A 15,289-nucleotide genomic window follows, 5' to 3' on the forward strand; every position below is an offset into this window, starting at 1 on the left:
TGATCGAATCACCATGACTTCCTCTCCGCGGCTCGACCCCGCCCTCCTCCCGGACGCCGCGGATCCGGATGCCGTCTACCTCGCGTTCGTCGAATGGGCGGAATCGACGGGCATCAGCCTGTACCCCGCGCAGGACGAGGCGGTCATCGAGATCGTCTCCGGCAACAACCTGATCCTCTCCACCCCCACCGGCACCGGGAAGTCGCTCGTCGCGATCGGCGCCCACTTCAGTGCCCTGGTCGCCGGACGGCGCAGTTACTACACGGCACCGATCAAGGCGCTCGTGAGCGAGAAGTTCTTCGCCCTGGTCGATGTGTTCGGCGCCGAGAACGTCGGCATGGTCACGGGCGATTCCTCCGTGAACGCCGATGCTCCGATCATCTGCTGCACGGCCGAGATCCTCGCGAACCTCTCGCTGCGCCAGGGAACCGATGCCGACGTCGGCCAGGTCGTGATGGACGAGTTCCACTTCTACGCCGACCCCGACCGCGGGTGGGCGTGGCAGGTGCCGCTGCTCGAGCTGCCTCAGGCGCAGTTCATCCTCATGTCGGCGACACTCGGCGATGTGACCGAGCTCGCCGCCGACCTCACGCGTCGCACCGGCCGCGAGACGGCCACGGTCACCGGTGTCGAGCGTCCGGTCCCCTTGCACTTCTTCTACGAGACGACGCCGATCCACGAGACCATCGACGATCTGCTGAACACGGGACAGGCGCCGATCTACGTCGTGCACTTCTCTCAGGCCGCGGCGATGGAGCGCGCGCAGGCGCTCTCCAGCACCAAGGTCGCCACCCGCGAGCAGCGCGACGAGATCGCCGCCCTGATCGCCGAGTTCCGCTTCACGACCGCGTTCGGCAAGACGCTCTCACGGTTCCTGCGCGCAGGGATCGGCGTGCACCACGCGGGCATGCTGCCGAAGTACCGGCGTCTGGTCGAGCAGCTCGCCCAGCGCGGACTGCTGCGCGTGATCTGCGGCACTGACACCCTCGGCGTGGGCATCAACGTGCCGATCCGCACGGTGCTGCTCACGGCGCTCACGAAGTTCGACGGCACCCGGATGCGGCAGCTGAACGCCCGTGAGTTCCACCAGATCGCGGGCCGCGCGGGCCGCGCGGGCTACGACACCGCTGGCACGGTCGTCGCGCAGGCGCCCGAACACGAGAGCGAGAACGTCGCTGCGGTGAAGAAGGCCGGCGACGACCCGAAGAAGAAGCGCAAGATCGTCCGGAAGAAGGCACCGGACGGTTTCGTGTCGTGGGGCGAGCCGTCGTTCCGCAAGCTCATCGACGCCGTGCCGGAGACGCTGACCTCGCACATGCAGATCACGAGCGCGATGATGCTCAACGTGATCGCCCGCGGCGGCGACGTGTTCGGCAATATGCGCGCACTGGTATACGACAACCACGAGCCGCGGAGGCGCCAGCGGGAGCTCGCGCTACGGGCCATCGGCATCTACCGCACGCTCCGCGAATCGGGCATCGTCGAGAAGACCCCCGAAGGAAATATCCGCCTCACGGTCGACCTTCAGCCGAACTTCGCGCTCAACCAGCCGCTGTCGCCGTTCGCCCTCGCCGCCTTCGAGCTGCTCGACCCCGATCCCGCCGCCGGCACGGGGACCGGCTCTTACGCACTCGACATGATCTCGATCGTGGAGTCGACCCTCGACGATCCCCGCGCCGTGCTCAGTCAGCAGGAGTTCCTGGCCCGGGGCGAGGCGGTCGCCGCGATGAAGTCCGAGGGCATCGAGTACGACGAGCGGATGGAGCTGCTCGAGCAGATCACCTACCCGAAGCCGCTGGACGAGCTGCTGACCGCGGCCTTCGAGACCTTCAGCGCGGCCCAGCCGTGGATCCGCGACTTCGAGCTGCACCCCAAGTCGGTGGTGCGTGACATGTACGAACGGGCCATGTCGTTCGGGGAATATGTCGCGTACTACAAGATCGCGCGCTCCGAAGGTGTGGTGCTGCGCTACCTCTCCGACGCGTACCGCGCGGCTTCGCAGACCATCCCGGAAGAGCTCAAGGACGAGGATCTGCGCGATCTCATCGAGTGGCTCGGCGAGCTCGTCCGCCAGGTCGACTCCAGCCTGCTCGACGAGTGGGAGGAGCTGATCGCCGGCGTCGACAACGGACGCTTCGATCCACACGCGCCCGATGAGCCGATCGTCCCGCCCGCACCCAAGCGCCTCACGAGCAACATCCGCGCCTTCCGCATCCTGGTGCGCAACGAACTCTTCCGCCGGGTGCAGCTGGCGGCCAGGGAAGACGTGAACGCGCTGGCCGAGCTCGATCCCGGTTTCGGCGCCGACGCCTGGTCGGACGCGCTGGACGGGTACTTCGCCGACCACGACGAGATCCTCACCGGCGCTGATGCCCGCAGCTCGAAGCTGCTGATCCTCACCGAGGGGCCCGCCGCCTGGACCGCACGGCAGATCCTCGACGATCCCGCCGGCGACCACGACTGGGGCATCACCGCGACTATCGACCTCGCAGCCTCGGACGAAGCCGGTCAGGCCGTCGTGACGGTCACCGGGGTCGACCGGCTGTAGCCGCCGCCGTCGTTCGCCTGGCCTCCGCGCTCCACGCCGACCACCCGCCCGAACCGCCCCAGAGTCTCGCGCCGGTGCGAGGCGGCGATGACCGTGCCGTCGAACCCTTCGAGCACGTCGGAGATGATGCGCTCCGACTCGGTATCCAGGCTCGCTGTGATCTCGTCGACGATGAGCACCCGGGGCTCGCGGCACAGCGCCCGCGCCAGGGCCAACCGTGCCCGTTGACCACCGGAGAGCCTCACCCCGTGCTCGCCGAGCTCGTCGTCGAGGGTGATCCAGTCGTCGGCGCCGACCCGTGTGAGCGCCTCGCGCAACTGCTCGTCGGTGCGGGCGCCGACACCCCGCACGAGGTTGTCGCGCACGGTGCCGTGGAAGAGGCGCGCATCCTGCTCCACCACGGCCACGGTCCGGCGAAGATCTTCATCGCGGATGCGACCCAGCGGGTACGCGACCCCCGCCGCATCGACGAGAGCGATGGTGCCCGCTGCAGGGTCCCACAGCCGCGCGGCGAGCGCGATCACGGTGCTCTTGCCGGCGCCGGACGGCCCCGCGAGGGCGATGTGCTCACCGGGGTCGACGTCGATCGACCAGCCGCGCAGAACCTCCGAGCGGTCGTCGTAGGAGAACGCGACCCTCTCGAAGCGCACACCGAGCGGCCCCGGCGGCAGCGGGAGCGGACGATCGACCGGCGCCACGACCGGGGGGCGGTGCAGCCCTGCACCCACGCGATCGGCACTGGTGATCAGTGGATGCAGCTCCGACACCGTGTGCGCGGCGTCCGCCACCGCGGCGACGCCGGCGACGGCGAGGGCGATCACCGCGGGCAGCAGTGCCGCTCGCCCGGCGTCGACCGCCCCGTCGACCGATCCGTCGAGAAGGGAGACGGCGATCACCCCGATCACGACCGCGGTGAGGATCAGCTCGCGCGTGCCGTCGACGAGCTGGGCGATCACCTCCCGGCGGCGGGTGACGCGCGCCGACCGCCGGGTACCGTCGACGGCCTCGCGAACGACCCGGCTCTGCAGCCCGAAGGCGAGGATCTCGCGCAGTGCACCGAGGGCGTCGACCAGTCGTTCGGACTGCTCCTCGCGCTCCTGCTGCTCACGCGCACCGATACGCCGCGACGGACCCGCCCCGGCCCAGACGGTGAGCGCGACCGCGACCGCTCCGGCGAGCATCACGACCGCCGCCACCGGCATCACCAGGAACGCGCAGACCAGGGCTCCGACGAAGAGCGTGAACGCGGCACCGATCTGTGCGACCGTGTGGGCGTAGAAGAACTCCAGCTTCTCGATGTCTGTCATCGCAACGGATGCGGCCCGACCGGAGTGCTCGCGACGGCGACCGGGAACGCTGCGCGAGTACGCGTCGAAGAGCGCCATCCGCAGCCGGGCGAGCACGCGGTAGGCGAGGGCGTGCGACACGTCCATCTCGCGCCACGTGAGGAAGGTGCGCAGCAGCACGAGGCCTCCGAGGGCGAACCACCAGACCGCCGGCGGCCAGGTGCCGTGCACGACGGCCCCGCCGACGCCGAGCGCGGTGAGCACCGCGATGGCGGCGAGCGCGCACAGGCTCGTGGTGGCGATCAGGTAGCTGCCGACGATGCGCCGCCATTCGGGTCGCAGCGGCGGAAGCAGCCGAGCGAGGATGCCCGCGGACGAGGTCATGAGGCCTCCTCCACGAGCATTCCGTCACGGAGCACCCGCACATCGGCGACCCTGGACAGGGCCTCCGGACGGTGGCTGATCATGAGCACGATCCTCTCTGCGGCGACACGTTCGAGCGTCTCGGCGACGGTCAGGGCGCTGCGGTCGTCGAGGGCGCTGGTCGGCTCGTCGACGAGAAGCACGGGGCGCCGGGCGAGCAATGCTCTGGCGAGGGCGAGACGCTGCCGCTGCCCGCCCGACAGGCTCGTCCCCGCTTCCGCCACCCTCGCGTCGAAGCCTCCGGGGATCGCCCGGATCTCGTCGAGCACACCGGCCGCGGCGCACGCATCCTCCAGCGCCTCCTGCCCGGCGTCGAACAGATCGACGTTGTCCCTGATGGTCCCGGTGAACAGGACGGGGTGCTGGGAGACCACGGCGACATCGCTCGGGCGGAGCGGGCGCCCGTCGAGCTCGACCGTTCCCGCTGCGGGCGGGAGGAAGCCGAGGACGAGGTCGAAGAGCGTGGACTTGCCCGCACCGGAGGGGCCGGCGATCGCGTGCACCTCGCCACACCCGGCACGGAGGTCGACCCCGCGCAGGACGTCGTGATCGGTGCCGGGGTATCGGTACGACAGGCCGGAGATGCGGAGCACGTCTCCCCGGCCGGTCACCGCCCCGGTCTCGGGTTCCTCGATGCGCTCGATCTCCGTCGCGACCCGTGCGGACCGACGGAACGCACCGAGGGCCGCCAGCCCGGGAACCGCCGTGAGCCCGAGGAATCCGGCATGCCAGTGGCGCGAGAGCTCACGTACCGGTCGGAACGCCTCCGAGGAGAGCAGGAGCAGGGCGTACACCTCGATGGCCGGTGGCTGTCCGGTCATCACGGACACGACGGCCAGCCCGGCGGCGACCACCACTCCGGCCTGCACCGCGAAGTCGGTGATCGCCGTCTCGGCGAGCGACGATCGCATGACGCGTTCCGTGGCCACGCGCAACGACTCCGACCTCGCCTGCAAGCGCTCACGGGTCGCGGGGACATCGCCCAGCGCCCGCAGCGTCGACATCCCCCGGAGTGCCTCGAGCATGTCGCCGCTGAGAGCCTCGTAGCTGTCCCAGTGGTCGAAACCGCGCCGGGCGAGCATCCGCTTCCAGGCCAAAGGGCCCAGCACCGCGAGCAGGATCCCCGCGGCGACGCACAGCGCGATCACGGGCGACAGCACCGCGACGAGGCACACCGCGATCAGGCTGCAGACCACGAGCTGCGCCACCGCAGGGATGTACTTCGACACATAGGCGTCGGTGCCGTCAATGCCGTCGCCGAGCGCGAGCTGGGTCGAGCCGTCGCGGAGGCGGGCATCGTGCAGTCGTTCCGGCACCAGCGCCGCGGCGACGGCCGCACCTCGGAGATCTTCCCTGACCCGCCCTCCGAGGCGGGCGGCGGCATCGCCCTGCGCGAGCGTCAGCAGCATCCGCGCCACCCCGATCGCGAGGATCCCGCCGATGCCCGCCACCGCGCCGGCCGTGTCACCGCGCACGAAGGCGGCGAGAGACCACGCGAGGGCGAGCGCCTGCGCGAGGTGCGTCGCGAACACGAGGAGGAGGAGCAGGATGCTCATGGACAGGAGCCAGGGGTGCCGTCGCGCTTCGCGCCACAGCTCGGGGACGATCATCATCGTGCACCTCCGCGGGAGTCGAGGACGGCGACCGCGTGGAGGATCCACCGGTCGCCCGTCGAGGAGAGGCCGGAGACCGGGCGCGTGCGCCTGTCTCCGGTGAGAGCGGCCTCGTAGCAGAGGCGTGCGGCGGCGAGATGGGCGCTCCAGAGGGTGGCGCCGACGATCGTCGAGGGTGCGCTGCTCGGCACGGACCAGGAGCGCACTTCGGTCGCACCGCGCACCCAGCCCTGTCCGGAGGCGCGGGCGACGCGCTCGACCTCGGTGGTCGGTGAGCCCCCGATCCGATCGGCGAACTCCGCGATGGCGGGCGAGCGTCGCGTGCCGAGAGCCTGCACAGCAGCGGCGTGCGGGGTCGGCACGTGCGGGATCCCGACGGCGGCGAGCGGGATCTCCGGCGCGAGTCCTCGGCGCACCCAGGCGTCGGCATCCGCAGCCCGGGGGACGCCGAGCATCTCCCGCAGCCGCTTCGAGGGACCGACCTGCACGGGCCCGGCGCGCTCCCCCAGCAGGAATCGCACGGCGGCGACCGCGTAGGCCGCATCCGCGATCCACAGGGGCCACGCCCGGTGCCGGTAGCGGCCGAACGACCGCCCCGGCAGCACGGTGAACACCAGGCGTGCGGTGCCGTCGTCCGATGCCGGCGACGGCCATCCGTCCGCACGGTCGGATGCGAGGACGCGACGATGGAAGACCCCTTCCTGGTCGACCGTCCAGCGCACACCGGTGGGGTCGATCAGGTGGGTCTGCACCGGATAGCACGCTCCGGCCGAGGGGACGGGGCGCCGACGGATGCGGGTGGCCGAGCCGTCGGCATCCCGGTGGTACTCCCCCGGGTGCCACAGGGCGTCGACGAGCTCTGACACCCCGCGGTGAGGTTCGTCCGCGACGGCGCCGACCCGATCCCAGGCGTTCGCGCGCGGCCCCGGCGGCAGGGGACCTGCGGGCATGCGCGAGGTCAGCGCCTCGTCGAGCGGGGCAGGAAGGCCGCGGCTCTCGCGGCGTGTGCGATCCATGACGGCCCTCACATGTGCGGAGCCGGGAGGAGCGTGAAGTCCTCCGGGCCGCCGGTCCAGGTGGTGCGCCAGCCGCGCTCCTCGGCCGCCTCGCGGAACCGTGGCATTCCGAGGTACGAGAACGCCGCCGGGGCGTTGGGCACCAGTCCGGTCACGATCGAACGCACCACGCGCAGGTCGGTGCGTCGCACGTCGGAGGTCGTGAGGTCGCGGGTCAGGACGCGGTGACCGCGATCGCGCAGACGCCCGTACACCTCGTCGATCGTGACCGGGTCCACCGCACTCAGCGGACGCACGCCCTGCGCGGGCGACTGGAACCGCCGGGCCTCGTCGTGCACGCTCGGGTCGAGCCACACCTGCACGTGCGCGCCGAGGTCGATCACGTTCTCGAACTGCGGCCCGGCCGCGGCGAGGTAGTCGGCGTGCGGACGGAAGTCGAGGGTGAGGCCCTTCGCCATCAGTCCCGCAGCGACCGCGCGGAACACCCATCCGTCGTCCGTCGTGCATCCCTGCGTGTAGATCCAGGTGTGCACCGCTTCGAGCACGGCCTTCCGCGCGGCCCGCGCCGGGTCGAGCGAGGCCGAGAAGCCTGCAGCGTAGAGCCCGCGCTCCTCGTCGTGCACGAGCGCGCCGATCGCGGGAGCGAACTCCGAGGGCATCGCCACCAGCCACACCCGCAGGCTGCTCCCCTGAAGATCGTCGAGCAGACCGGGGACCGTGGCCGGATCGATGCCGAACGTCGGTCCGTCCAGGTGCCACCACACCTCGAGCGCATCCCGCTCGATGACCTCGATCACCCCGCGGTCGCGGGCGTCGTCGAAGCCTGCGCCGGTCGCGATGCCGGCGTAGTTCAGATGGTGTGTCCGCGGCAGCGCGCGGAACCGGGACTGCCGCCAGTTCAGGTGCACGAGAGAATCCGGCACCCACACCGAGTCACCGTCGATCTCGTCGCAGCGTGCCCAGAGCGTCGGCGTGGAGGGGAGCAGACGCTGATACGCGAACCCGGGCCGTGCGAGCTGCCAGTCGGCGAAGCGCGGCAGATCGGACTCGTCGATGACGCTCTCCCCGTCGGCGCGCAGCTCGTCGGCGGTGCTGACACGGAGCTCGCCGCGAGGCAGCTCATCGGGCAGCCAGTTGCCGCAATACCGCTCCACGCCCTCGCCGATCGCGGCGATGCGCGCCTGAGCAGGGTCGCCGAACGATGTGCCGAGCGACACCCGATCGGCGGGCCACTCCCCGAGGATCCGGGCGTCGGCCACGGATGCCGTCAAGGCCAGGTACCGGTCTGGGGCGCCGATCGGATGCGGCACCTCCCGCACCGAGCGGATGATGCCGGCTTCGGCGTCGACCAGCGCCTCGGCCGACAGCGTCGCCCGCGCTGTGCGGCGGTGAAGGTTGTCGTGCACGCTCATGCTGTCCTCTCGTACCGCCAGCGGCCGGTCTCGGGTTCGAAGGCGGATCTGGTGCGGCGGCTTCGCGCCGACGCCGGTGCGGGGAGCGCGGATGCCGTGGTCGGCAGGCCGGTCTCGGCGAGCCAGGAGTCGAGCACACCCCCGATGCCGCCTGCGCTGCGCAGCCGGGAGCGCACCTCGGCATCGTCGATGTCGGCAGCGAGCCGATGCCCCCACGGACCGTCGACCAGGTGGACGGGGCCCTGCCAGGCAGCCGCGAGCCGACCGGCATGCGTGAAGAAGAAGTCGTGATCGCCGCGGATGAGCAGCAGCGGTGCCAGGAGCGCCCCGTAGGCACGGTCCAGGTCGACGGCCGGAGCAGACCAGAGGCGTCGCCATCCGGACAGGACCTCGGAAGACCACCCCCACTCGTCGGCGGCCCGATGCACGCCCACGTCGGATGCCCGCCGGACACGGGCCGAGAGCTGCTCGTCCGACAGCGGCGCCAGGGAACGCGGGCCGCGGCCGTGCTGGTGCCACCACCCGATCCGGTCGCGCAGCTGGGGACGCCCGTTCTCGTCCCACGCGGTCTCGGCGAGCCCGAGCGCCGGCACCTGGAGCACCAGGGCCTCGACGACGACGGCCCTGGCCGCTTCGAGTGCGGTGTGCGCGGCATACGAGCCGCCGGACAGCACGAGCGGGAGCCCGGGGCTCTCGGCCCTGACCTGCTCGACCACCGCGCGCCCGTCGCTGCGTTCCGCGAGGTAGGGGCGCCATTCACCGTCGGAGGAGTGGCGTCCGCGCACGTCATGGATCACGCAGCGGTAGCCCCGCCCGACCCAGGCGCGTGCGGTGTCGCCGTGTCGCCAGGCGCCGTATGGCGTACGGATGAGCACGACGCCGCGAGGTTCCGCGGGTTCCCAGACCCAGCCGCGCAGCAGGGCGCCGTCTTCCGCGAGCACGGCATGAGGGCGGGCATCGCGCGGCGGCGTCATCGGATCACCCGGCGCGGGGCCGCGGGGAAGGGCAGCACCGTGTGCGCGCTCACGGAACCGGTTGCGGGAACGACCTTCCAGAGCGTCGTCCGCAGCCGGTCGAGTTCTGCGTCCTCCTGCGCCCACGCGAGGATGGTGTGCAGCAGTCGGGCGAGCACGAGCGCTCGGGTCGCGTCGTCGAGCGCGCCAGGGGTGAGCGGACGCGCCAGCTGCCAGGCCTCGGTCGACGCGGGCGCGCTGCTCGCGGCCACCCTTCGCGCGGCCACCTGCACGGAGGTGGGGTCGCCGGGGTCGACGGCGAGCGGATCGATCAGCACGACCTCGCCCTCCCGGTGCACGCGGAGCCACGCGGTGCCCCGCTCGGGAAGCCGATCGAGCTCTGCCCAGCGGCGGCGGCCGGAGGCGTCCTCGGCATAGGCGACCACGAGCGCGGCGTGCTCGGACGGTGCCGCCTCCGGATCCAGGACGGCGACCCGGGCGCCCCAGGCGGCGAGCACGCGCTCGAGGTCGTGCACGAGCGGGCCCGTTCCGAGGAGGCAGACGTCGCGGTGCTCCTGCGGCCAGCGGTGAAGGGCATCGGCGGACTCGCGTTCCTGCACCTCGAGCGTCAGCCGGTCGAGTGCGGTCGAGCGCTCTCCGTGGGCCCCGCTCTCGAGGGCCTCGACCAGAGCGGCGGCCGGTGCGTCGACCAGGACGAGTCGTCCGGTGCGCAGACGGATCCGGGGGCGGCCGTCGGCACCGACGACGAGATGCGCCCCGGTGTCGGGGAGCGGCAGGATGCGGGGTTCGGAAGTCATGGTGTCTCTCGGTGATGGGTCCGGCCGGGCGCGAACGCCCGGCCGGACGGGAGTGCGCTCGAAAGCGCGACGGAAGGATCCGCGATCAGTCGAACGGGTTCTCGACCAGGGCGTTCGAGTGCGATGCCGACAGGTGCGCCAGCTGCTCGGACTCTTCGATCTCGGCGAGGATCTGCTTTTCCATTTCGTGCTCCTTCTGTGAGGTGTCCGCCTCGCGGGGTGCGGGGCGGTGTCCACGGTGAGTGAACACTGACGACCCTAAATGATAATGATTCTCAATATCTACTAGGATCGCTGACATGTCCTCCTCCACCCCCCTCCTCGCCGCTGATCACCGGGCCGGAGTCGTCTACGAGATCCATGACGGTTCCCGGCGTGTCGCCGTCGCCGACAGCTGGCTCGCCGAGCATGCGGGCTTCCTCCGCCTGCCCGCCGGATCATCCGGCCGCTGGGCGTTCGCGGACGACCGCGGCGGTGCGCTGGTCATCGCAGACGCGGACTCCGTACGACGCGTCCCGATCGCCATCCCGGCGGAGCATCTGGCCTGCGATCCGAGCGGACGCCACGTGGTCGTCACCTCCGGTCTGGGCATGAACGAGGAAGCCTGGACCGACCTGGTGTCCGTCGTCGATCTCGCGACCGACTCCTCCGTGCGCTTCCGCGTGCGCACCGGTGAGCCGGGCGTCGTGGTCGCTCCGGATCAGGCCACGGGAGAGCCGATGATCGTGCTCCGCCATCGCGAACCCGGAGCCGTCGAGGCACTGCCCCTCGCGGCGGCGCTCGAGGTCGGAGCGCACGCACCGGTCCTGCGCGGGCACGTCATCGACGACCTCGCCGCAGACGGACACGGCGACGTGATGGACCCCGCTTCCGGCCTCATCGGCATCGCGACGAGCCGCGGTCTGGAGCGCTTCATCGTCGACGGCGGAGTTCCCCGCGCCATCGGCATCGTCCCGTGGCCCGTCGCAGGGCGCGCGTACTACCTGCGCCTCGCGGGCGACACCGGGCGCGCCACCGGCATCGTCCGCGGAGGACCGGCCTCTCCCGGATCGTGGCCGGAGTGGACCAACACCTTCGTCGATATCGACCTCGCGTCGGGAGCCTCCCGCACCGTGCCGCTGCCGCCGGGGCTCGCCTTCCGATTCGCCCTCGCCACGGGCGTCGCAGCCGTCTCCGTCATCCATCCCGACGGGGATGTCGTGATCGTGATCGATCGGGAGGACGCGCGCATCGCGCGGATCACCCCGATCCCGGCGATGACGCACCCGCCCCGCGCAGGACGATTGCCGTGGGACGGCGTCGACGGCCGCCCCGCACAGCGCCGGTCCATCGCGATCGACCCCGGCACCGGAACGATCGCCGTCACCAGCGGCGGAGATGGCACGATCCACCTCGTCGACGACAGCGGCATCTCGACCATCGAGCTCCCCACCCCACTCGACGAGGGCGGGCACCTGCTGTGGGCCGGTGCCGACCACCGCGTCGACGATCTGGTCGGCCGATGAGCGCTCGCCGATCCGCGCTCGACGACGCCCTCGCACGTGCGGAACGTCACGGTCGACCGGGTCTTCCCGTCGGGGGCTTCATCCTCGGTCGTGCCGACGGTCGCTCTCGTCGCGGTATCCACCGCCTCGACGGCACGACCGTGATCGAGCCCGACGGGCACCTCCATCGGATCTTCCCGTCGCCCGACCGTCGGCGCATCGCCGTCGAGTGGGCGCCCACCGCCGACGAGAACGCCGTCCTCGGCATCGTCGATGCCCACGGAGGCACCCTGCAGCTGCACCCCGACATCCGTCTGCGCTACGACACCGTGCTCTGGGCACCCGACTCGCGCAGCCTCGACGTCGTCGCGAGCCGCGACCGGATGCTCGTGACCCTGGACCTGCAGACCGGCGAGCAGCGGGCGGCCGCTCTCGAGGCCGATGCACGACTGCGACTGTTCCCCGGCGGGGAAAGAGGCCTGCGCGCCCTCAGCTCGGGTTCGCGAGGCACGACGCTGACCGACCGGGGCACCGGAGCATCGCTGGGTCGCTGGCCGGCGCTCCTGCGGGCCTCCCCTCTCGGCACCGGCGTGCTGGTGTGGCACGACCGCGGGCTCGATGCCGTGCCGAACGTCGGTGCCGGAACAGACGGCGCCGGAAAAGACGATGCCGGAAAAGACGCCGCCGGAAAAGACGATGCACTCTGGCGCTGGCACGATCCCGACGCGCTGATCGTCGATGTCGCGGTGCATGATGACCGCGTCGTCGTCCTCGCCGTCGCCGACGGGCGCAGCGTGCTCATCGACCTGGTCGACGGTGTCGAGGTCGCGCGCATCGAGGCCGCGTCGAGCCCCTCCGATGCGCTCACCACCACGATGATCGGCGTCGACGACGGCGTGCTGCGTCTCGGCGTCGAGGGCCCGCTCACTCCCCCTCGCCTCCTGCAGCGCGAGCGCCGGGGGACCGTGGTGGTGCCGGCCGCTGCCGTGCGGCCCCTCGGCACGACCGTCCGCCACGACATCCGCGCCGACGACGGCGTGATCCTGACCGTCCACGTGACCTCTCCCCCGGGAACGGAGGGTCCGCTGCCGCTGATCCTGACCTGCTACGGCGGGTTCGGCGTGCCGCACCTTCCGCTCTTCGAGCCGACCGTGCCCGCCTGGGTCGAATGCGGTGGAGCGTACGCCGTCGCGCAGCTCCGCGGTGGTGGCGAGCGCGGAGCTGCGTGGCGCGAGGCGGGCCGCGGCAGGAGCAAGCACCGCACGATCGCCGACCTCGTCGACATCGCACGCGGACTCATCGAGGCCGGGATCACGCGACCCGACCTCCTCGTCCTCGCCGGGGCCTCTCTGGGCGGGGTCGTCGCAGCCGGGTGTGCGATCGCGCACCCGGATCTGTGCGCGGGATTCGTCACCACCGCCGCTCCCCTCGATCTGCTCCACCTGGACGATCATCCGCTCGGTGCACGCTGGCGAGCGGAGTTCGGCGATGACGGCACCCGCGAATCGCGCGCTCACCTCCGGGCCCTGTCTCCGCTGGCGCAGGCCGAAGCCCTTCCGGCCGGTGCCCGGATCCCCTCCTATCTCGGCGTCGTACTCGGTGAGGACACCCGAGTGCGCGCTCGCGACACGCACCGGATGGTCGAGGCGCTACGACGAGCGGGCGGCTCCGCCCGGCTCTGGACGGCTTCGGGGGCAGGACACGGTGCGAACGAGTCCGCCGCGCTGCACGAGCTGGGACTCACCGTGCTGGACTTCGCGGCCGAACTCACGACCGAATCCACGACCGAATCCACGATGGGACGTGCCCGATGAGCGAATCCACCGGAACCCTCACCGGGACGGACACACGGCGCACCCCCGTTCGGCGCATCCCGCGCCTTCGTCGGCGCACCGGCGGCCGCGTCGGCTTCCGGCGGATGCTGCCCGTCGGCCCGACCGTGACGACGATCACGGTGCTCGCTGTGCTCGTCCTCATGCTCTCGGCCGCCACCGGACCCGTCACGGTCTCGCCCCTCGATGCCGCGAAGATCGTGATCGGCCATCTGGCCCCCGGCATGCCCTGGATGTCCGACGGCACCCTCACGCCGTTGCAGGATCAGGCCGTGTGGCAGTTCCGGGTGCCGCGGTCGCTCCTCGCCGCGCTCTCGGGCGCAGGTCTCGCCCTCGCCGGGGCGATGATGCAGGCGGTCGTGCGCAACCCACTCGCCGAGCCCTACATCCTCGGCGTCTCCTCCGGCGCGAGTGTCGGCGCCGTGCTGGTGATCGTGTCGGGCGGCGCCACGTTCCTCGGGCTCACGATGAGCGGGGCGGCGTTCGCGGGCGCGATGGTCGCCTGCATCCTCGTGGCCATGCTCGCGCGCATCCGCGGAGAGCTGTCTCCGACCCGCATGATCCTCGCCGGCGTCGCACTGGGCGCTCTGTTGAGCGCGGTGACCAGCTACCTCACGCTCACCACCGATGCCCAGAACGTCGTCAGCGTGATGTTCTTCCTGCTCGGCAGCGTGTCGGCCGCCGACATGTCGTCGCTGCTGATCCCCGCGGTCGCACTCGCCATCGCCTGCATCGCGGTCTTCGGGCTCTCGCGGTCGATGAACGCGCTGCTCGCCGGTGACGAGTCCGCGATGGCGGTCGGCGTACGAACGACCCGGCTGCGTGGGCTGCTGCTCGTGCTCGCCTCGCTCCTGACCGGTGCGATCGTGGCCGTGAGCGGCGGCATCGGCTTCGTCGGCCTCGTCGTGCCGCACATGGCGAGACTCCTGGTCGGGTCGGATCATCGTCGGATGCTGCCGATCACGGTCCTCGGCGGCGCGCTGTTCCTCATGGTCGCCGACCTGCTGGCCCGTACGGTCGCGATGCCGACCGAGATCCCCCTCGGAATCCTCACCGCGTTCGTCGGTGCTCCCTTCTTCCTGTGGTTGATGCGCAGTGGCGGCGAGCGCGCGGGGTTCGACCGATGAGCGTGCTGTTCGACGGCGTGAGCGTCGCACGCGGCGGTCGCACCGTGCTGCACGGTGCCGACCTCGAGGTCGGCACCGGGCGCATCGTGGGACTGCTCGGCCCCAATGGCAGCGGCAAATCCACGCTCCTGCGCGCGCTCTTCACGGGTCAGCGTCCGCACACCGGGCGCGTCCTGATCGACGGCGCCGACGTGTCGCAGCTGGCCCCGCGCGCCCTCGCCCGCACGGTGTCGGTCATGCTGCAGGACTCCCCTTCCGAGTTCGACCTGACCGTGCGGGAGACCGTGCTCGTGGGCCGTTCGCCGCATCGTCCGCCCTTCAGCCGGGACACCGCGGAGGATCAGCGCATCGTGGACGAGGCTCTGCGCACCGCCGACGTGCACGACCTCGGCGACCGCCTGGTCCGTTCGCTCTCGGGCGGTCAGCGCCAGCGGGTGATGCTCGCCCGCGCTCTCGCGCAGAGCGGCGAGATCCTCGTGCTGGACGAACCGACCAACCACCTCGACATCGCGCACCAGCTCGACCTGATGCGCGTCGTGAGCGGACTCGGCACGACCGTGATCGCGGCCCTGCACGACCTCAACATCGCCGCGGCGTTCTGCGACGAGGTCGCCGTGCTCGACGAGGGCCGACTCGTGGCCTTCGGTCCGCCCGACACGGTGCTCACCCCGGCGCTCGTCGACGAGGTCTTCCACGTCACCGCCCGCATCGCCGTCGAGGTCGACACCGGGGCACGCGCGATGACCTTCCATCCCCGAGAGCCCGTCGGCCGCTGAT

General features: G+C 71.5%; 12 protein-coding genes. 5 read left to right on the top strand and 7 right to left on the bottom strand.

Annotation, left to right across the window (positions count from 1 at the left end):
• The first annotated feature begins 13 nt into the window (after positions 1 to 13).
• Positions 14 to 2,548 (top strand): DEAD/DEAH box helicase, encoded by a 2,535-nt coding sequence (locus L687_RS24095; RefSeq protein ID WP_021198354.1) that lies wholly within the window; start codon positions 14 to 16, stop codon positions 2,546 to 2,548.
• Here the strand turns inward: L687_RS24095 and L687_RS24100 are convergent.
• From L687_RS24100 to amiA, 7 genes are all read right to left on the bottom strand, one after another.
• Entirely contained in the window at positions 2,509 to 4,218 is a 1,710-nt protein-coding gene (locus L687_RS24100) for an ATP-binding cassette domain-containing protein (protein ID WP_021198355.1), read from the bottom strand. The genes L687_RS24095 and L687_RS24100 overlap by 40 nt on opposite strands.
• A complete protein-coding gene (locus tag L687_RS24105; RefSeq protein WP_021198356.1) occupies positions 4,215 to 5,870 on the bottom strand; it encodes an ATP-binding cassette domain-containing protein in 1,656 nt (551 codons plus the stop codon). Before L687_RS24105 ends, L687_RS24100 begins: the two co-directional genes overlap by 4 nt.
• On the bottom strand, positions 5,867 to 6,886 hold the full coding sequence (locus L687_RS24110; RefSeq protein WP_021198357.1) for a hypothetical protein: 1,020 nt from the start codon (positions 6,884 to 6,886) through the stop codon (positions 5,867 to 5,869). Before L687_RS24110 ends, L687_RS24105 begins: the two co-directional genes overlap by 4 nt.
• A gap of 8 nt (positions 6,887 to 6,894) precedes the next feature.
• A complete protein-coding gene (locus L687_RS24115; protein WP_021198358.1) occupies positions 6,895 to 8,298 on the bottom strand; it encodes a YcaO-like family protein in 1,404 nt (467 codons plus the stop codon).
• The gene (locus L687_RS24120) at positions 8,295 to 9,272 is read right to left on the bottom strand and encodes a CocE/NonD family hydrolase (RefSeq protein ID WP_021198359.1); all 978 of its coding nucleotides are present in this window, start codon (positions 9,270 to 9,272) and stop codon (positions 8,295 to 8,297) included. The genes L687_RS24115 and L687_RS24120 overlap by 4 nt, the downstream gene beginning before the upstream one ends.
• The gene (locus tag L687_RS24125) at positions 9,269 to 10,069 is read right to left on the bottom strand and encodes a hypothetical protein (protein ID WP_021198360.1); all 801 of its coding nucleotides are present in this window, start codon (positions 10,067 to 10,069) and stop codon (positions 9,269 to 9,271) included. Before L687_RS24125 ends, L687_RS24120 begins: the two co-directional genes overlap by 4 nt.
• Before the next feature lie 85 nt (positions 10,070 to 10,154).
• Positions 10,155 to 10,253: a streptamidine family RiPP gene (gene amiA, locus L687_RS43210; RefSeq protein ID WP_017831216.1), complete on the bottom strand. Its 99-nt coding sequence runs from the start codon at positions 10,251 to 10,253 to the stop codon at positions 10,155 to 10,157.
• Positions 10,254 to 10,368: 115 nt separating this feature from the next.
• On the opposite strand from amiA, the gene L687_RS24130 reads away from it, so the two are divergent.
• Genes L687_RS24130 through L687_RS24145 form a run of 4 tightly spaced genes read left to right on the top strand, consistent with a single transcriptional unit; the run spans position 10,369 to position 15,288 of the window.
• Positions 10,369 to 11,574 carry a hypothetical protein gene (locus L687_RS24130; RefSeq protein WP_021198361.1) on the top strand — a complete coding sequence of 402 codons (1,206 nt, stop codon included), beginning with the start codon at positions 10,369 to 10,371 and terminating at the stop codon, positions 11,572 to 11,574.
• Positions 11,571 to 13,367 (top strand): prolyl oligopeptidase family serine peptidase, encoded by a 1,797-nt coding sequence (locus L687_RS24135; protein ID WP_021198362.1) that lies wholly within the window; start codon positions 11,571 to 11,573, stop codon positions 13,365 to 13,367. Before L687_RS24130 ends, L687_RS24135 begins: the two co-directional genes overlap by 4 nt.
• Entirely contained in the window at positions 13,364 to 14,512 is a 1,149-nt protein-coding gene (locus L687_RS24140; RefSeq protein WP_021198363.1) for a FecCD family ABC transporter permease, read from the top strand. The genes L687_RS24135 and L687_RS24140 overlap by 4 nt, the downstream gene beginning before the upstream one ends.
• Positions 14,509 to 15,288 (top strand): ABC transporter ATP-binding protein, encoded by a 780-nt coding sequence (locus tag L687_RS24145; protein WP_021198364.1) that lies wholly within the window; start codon positions 14,509 to 14,511, stop codon positions 15,286 to 15,288. The genes L687_RS24140 and L687_RS24145 overlap by 4 nt, the downstream gene beginning before the upstream one ends.
• Position 15,289: the final 1 nt, after the last annotated feature.

The organism is Microbacterium maritypicum MF109 (genome assembly GCF_000455825.1).
Lineage (GTDB): Bacteria > Actinomycetota > Actinomycetes > Actinomycetales > Microbacteriaceae > Microbacterium > Microbacterium maritypicum_A.

What these genes read in the sequence shown, in the direction of transcription:
- L687_RS24095 (WP_021198354.1), top strand. Translation starts at nt 14, where the DNA reads ATGACTTCCTCTCCGCGGCTCGACCCCGCCCTCCTCCCGGACGCCGCG.
- L687_RS24100 (WP_021198355.1), bottom strand. Translation starts at nt 4,218, where the DNA reads ATGACCTCGTCCGCGGGCATCCTCGCTCGGCTGCTTCCGCCGCTGCGA.
- L687_RS24105 (WP_021198356.1), bottom strand. Translation starts at nt 5,870, where the DNA reads ATGATGATCGTCCCCGAGCTGTGGCGCGAAGCGCGACGGCACCCCTGG.
- L687_RS24110 (WP_021198357.1), bottom strand. Translation starts at nt 6,886, where the DNA reads ATGGATCGCACACGCCGCGAGAGCCGCGGCCTTCCTGCCCCGCTCGAC.
- L687_RS24115 (WP_021198358.1), bottom strand. Translation starts at nt 8,298, where the DNA reads ATGAGCGTGCACGACAACCTTCACCGCCGCACAGCGCGGGCGACGCTG.
- L687_RS24120 (WP_021198359.1), bottom strand. Translation starts at nt 9,272, where the DNA reads ATGACGCCGCCGCGCGATGCCCGCCCTCATGCCGTGCTCGCGGAAGAC.
- L687_RS24125 (WP_021198360.1), bottom strand. Translation starts at nt 10,069, where the DNA reads ATGACTTCCGAACCCCGCATCCTGCCGCTCCCCGACACCGGGGCGCAT.
- amiA (WP_017831216.1), bottom strand. Translation starts at nt 10,253, where the DNA reads ATGGAAAAGCAGATCCTCGCCGAGATCGAAGAGTCCGAGCAGCTGGCG.
- L687_RS24130 (WP_021198361.1), top strand. Translation starts at nt 10,369, where the DNA reads ATGTCCTCCTCCACCCCCCTCCTCGCCGCTGATCACCGGGCCGGAGTC.
- L687_RS24135 (WP_021198362.1), top strand. Translation starts at nt 11,571, where the DNA reads ATGAGCGCTCGCCGATCCGCGCTCGACGACGCCCTCGCACGTGCGGAA.
- L687_RS24140 (WP_021198363.1), top strand. Translation starts at nt 13,364, where the DNA reads ATGAGCGAATCCACCGGAACCCTCACCGGGACGGACACACGGCGCACC.
- L687_RS24145 (WP_021198364.1), top strand. Translation starts at nt 14,509, where the DNA reads ATGAGCGTGCTGTTCGACGGCGTGAGCGTCGCACGCGGCGGTCGCACC.